The organism is Mesorhizobium sp. M2A.F.Ca.ET.067.02.1.1 (genome assembly GCF_004023285.1).
GTDB lineage: Bacteria > Pseudomonadota > Alphaproteobacteria > Rhizobiales > Rhizobiaceae > Mesorhizobium.
In genome coordinates, this window is record NZ_RZSB01000661.1 from 1 (window position 1) to 3387 (window position 3387).

Below are 3387 nucleotides of genomic sequence, written 5' to 3' on the forward strand. Positions count from 1 at the left end.
TGTTCAGACAGCCAGCCATAATCCGGACGCGCCTTGAGCAAGGTCTCGCGAAGATAGGCGTCCGCGGCATGGTCGGCCTCGCTCACCGGCGAGGTGCCGCCCTTCATCCACACCTGCGGGTTGTTGCCGAAATAACGCATGGCGATGGCGCCGGCTTCGCGGGCGGCTTCGCGCAGCAATGCAAGGTCGTCGCCAGCCTCGCTCGATGTCAGTTGGTCAAGCGCCGGCAAGGGTCATCCCTTCGATCAGGAGCGTCGGGGCAGCCGTGCCGAAATTGCGGTCGAGGTCGCTCGCCGGCACCATGTTGAGGAACATGGCCTTCAGGTTGGAGGCGATCGTCACCTCGGCCACCGGATGTGCCAGCGCGCCGTTCTCGATCCAATAGCCGGAGGCGCCGCGGCTGTATTCTCCGGTCACCATGTCGACGCCCTGGCCGAACACCTCGGTGACGTAGAAGCCGCGCTTCAGCGACTTGATGAGGTCTTCCGGCGTCCGCTCGCCCGGCTCGATGGCGAGATTGGTCGAGGACGGCGAGACCGACGAGCCGCTGCGCGAGCCGCGTCCATTTGTGACGAGACCGAGCTCGCGCGCGGCCGAGGTCGACAGGAACCAGTGGTTGAGCACGCCCTTCTCGACCATCAGCAGCTTCCCGCCCTCGACGCCTTCGCCGTCGAACGGGCGCGAGGCCTGTCCCCGCCGGCGCAAAGGCTCGTCGGTGACGGTGATCGCGGCCGAGGCCACTTGCTTGCCCATCATGTCGCGCAGGAAGCTGGTCTTGCGGGCGACCGCCGCGCCGTTGATGGCGCCGGCGAGATGGCCGGCGATGCCGCGCGCGACGCGCGGATCGAACACCACATCGACCGGGCCGGTCGCCGCCTTGCGGGCGCCGAGGCGGCGCACGGCGCGTTCGCCGGCCTTGCGGCCGATCTCTCCCGGCGCGTCGAGATCGGCGAAATGCTGGCGCGAGGAGAATTCATAGTCGCGCTCCATCGCCGTGCCCTCCCCGGCTATGACGCTGGTCGAGCGCGAGAAACGCGAGGCGACATACTGGCCGACAAAGCCATGCGAGGTGGCGAGCACGAGCCCGCCCAGTCCGGCGCTAGCGCTGCTGCCGGAGGAATTGGTGACGCCCTTGACGGCCAATGCGGCCGCTTCGGCGGCAAGGGCTGCCTCCTTCAACTGGTCGGCCGGTACCTCGGTCGGATCGAAAAGGTCGAGGTCGCGCAAATTGCGGGCGAGCAGCGCGGGATCGGCGAGGCCCCGGAACGGATCCTCGGGCGAGACTTTGGCCATGGCGACGGCGCGCTCGGCAAGCGATTTCGGATCGGAAGCGGCGGTCGCCGAGACGCTCGCCACGCGTTGGCCGACGAAGACGCGCAGCGACACATCCTCGCTCTCCGACGATTCGGTGCCCTCGACCTTGCCCAGCCGCACCGACACGCCGGCAGAGCGGCCGCGCACCGCCACCGCGTCGGCCGCGTCGGCGCCGGCGCGCTTGGCGGCCTCGACGAGCGCCGTAACGCGATCGGTCAATTTCGCTGCGTCGAGCTGGTTGGTCATAAGGTTGTTCCCGTTTGTTCATGCAATCTGTCAGGGCCATGCACTTTGTCACGCCCTGCGGCACCTGTCGCATCGTCTTGTGCATGCCGAAGCGCCAGCTGTCGCACCATCTATTGTTCCACCCACGCTAGTGCAATGGCGGATGCGGCAATCTCAAGGCAATCGCGGTGGTTCGTGTGGGATGCGCAGGGTCGAAAAGGGCGTGCTATCCGGCCACCGGCGCCCAGATCACGTCCTCGATCCTCGTTGCCCCCGTCGCCAGCATCACCAGCCGGTCGAAGCCCAGCGCCGAGCCGCTTGCCTGCGGCATGATGGCCAAGGCCCCCAGGAAATCCTCGTCCAGCGGATAGCGCTCGCCATAGACGCGCTCCTTCTCGTCCATCTCGGCGAGGAAGCGGCGGCGCTGCTCTGCCGGGTCGGTAAGCTCGCCGAAGGCGTTGGCGAGCTCGACGCCGCAGCAATAAAGCTCGAAGCGCTCGGCAACGCGCGGATCCTCGGCGCTCGGGCGGGCAAGTGCCGCTTCCGAAATCGGATAGCCGTAAAGGATGGTGGCCCGCCCCTGCCCCAGGGCCGGTTCGATCTTCTCCACCATCACCCGACTGAACAGATCGGCCCAATTGTCGTCGGGCGCGGTGCGCAGGCCAGCCTTGACCAGCGTGGCATGAAGTCCGTCGCGATCCGTGCTCCCGTCAGCCGCGACGGTCGCCAGAAGGTCGATGCCGGCATATCGAGTGAAGGCCTCCGCCACGCTCAGCCGCTCCGGCTCGGCGAAGGGGTCGGCCTCGCGTCCGCGAAAACGGAAAAGCCTGGAGCCGGCCTTCTCCGCGGCGAGCGCCAGGAATTCGGCGCAGTCGTCCATCAGGCGCTCGTAAGTTTCGCCGATGCGGTACCATTCGAGCATGGTGAATTCGGGATGATGCAGCGGCCCGCGCTCGCGGTTGCGCCAGACCGGGCCGAGGCTGAAGATGCGCTCCTCGCCGGCGGCGAGCAGCTTCTTGCAGGCGAATTCGGGCGAGGTGTGGAGATAGAGCGGGTGGCGCGATGCGTCGGGGCCGAGCGCCTCGGTGGCGAAGGCGGAAAGGTGTGCCTCGTTGCCCGGCGAAACCTGCAGCGCCGAGGTCGTCACCTCGATGAAATCACGTTCCGCGAACCAGACGCGAAGAGCCGACGCGATGGCGTTGCGCGCCATAAGCCGTGGCCGGCGGTCGGCATGGATATCAGGCATCCACCAGGGCGAAGCGGCGGTCATAGGCAGGAAAATCGCGCGGAAGACTGGCGGTTCGGCGCAAGATGCGCTAGGGCGCACGCGATGGCCACCGTCGCCGCTTCGCGGAAATCGACGCTTGCAGGCCGAAAAACTCGAACGGGATCGAATATCGTGGTCAAGGTCATCGCCAGCTCCTTACGCAAAGGCAACGTCGTCGATAAGGACGGCAAGCTCTATGTCATCCTCTTTGCCGAAAACATCCACACTGGCAAGGGCACGCCGGTGACGCAGCTCGACATGCGCCGTATCGGCGACGGGGTGAAGGTGTCGGAACGCTACCGCACGACCGAAATGGTCGAGCGCGCCTATGTCGAGGAGCGCGAGCACACCTTCCTCTATTCCGACGGCGAAGGCTTTCACTTCATGAACCCGGAAAGCTACGACCAGGTCGTGGCTTCGGAAGCCGTGGTCGGCGACTTTGCGCCCTATCTGCAGGAAGGCATGGCCGTTCAGCTCGCCCAGTTCAACGGCGTGCCGATCTCGCTGACGCTGCCCCAGCGCGCCACCTTCGAGGTGGTCGAGACCGAGCCGGTCACCAAGGGCCAGACGGCGTCTTCCTC

The 3387-nt window shown here is 66.5% G+C and carries 3 protein-coding genes and 1 pseudogene; 1 reads left to right on the plus strand and 3 read right to left on the minus strand.

The annotated features are described in order from the left end of the window. The 3 genes and pseudogenes from EOA28_RS29505 to epmA all read right to left on the minus strand — a co-directional run. Window positions 1-230 (minus strand): annotated as a pseudogene (locus EOA28_RS29505) (3'(2'),5'-bisphosphate nucleotidase CysQ); the annotation flags it as partial. Beyond that, on the minus strand, window positions 217-1560 hold the full coding sequence (locus EOA28_RS29510) for a TldD/PmbA family protein (RefSeq protein WP_128315562.1): 1344 nt from the start codon (window positions 1558-1560) through the stop codon (window positions 217-219). The pseudogene EOA28_RS29505 and the gene EOA28_RS29510, both read right to left, overlap by 14 nt. Window positions 1561-1765: 205 nt before the next feature. Beyond that, the gene (gene epmA, locus EOA28_RS29515; protein WP_128315563.1) at window positions 1766-2809 is read right to left on the minus strand and encodes an EF-P lysine aminoacylase EpmA; all 1044 of its coding nucleotides are present in this window, start codon (window positions 2807-2809) and stop codon (window positions 1766-1768) included. 129 nt (window positions 2810-2938) lie between these two features. Here epmA and EOA28_RS29520 point away from each other — a divergent pair. After that, a partial coding sequence (locus EOA28_RS29520; protein ID WP_128315564.1) for an elongation factor P occupies window positions 2939-3387 on the plus strand: 449 nt, incomplete at its 3' end.

Coding starts and splice junctions, on each gene's coding strand:
- epmA (WP_128315563.1), bottom strand. CDS start 2,809: ATGACCGCCGCTTCGCCCTGGTGGATGCCTGATATCCATGCCGACCGC.
- EOA28_RS29510 (WP_128315562.1), bottom strand. CDS start 1,560: ATGACCAACCAGCTCGACGCAGCGAAATTGACCGATCGCGTTACGGCG.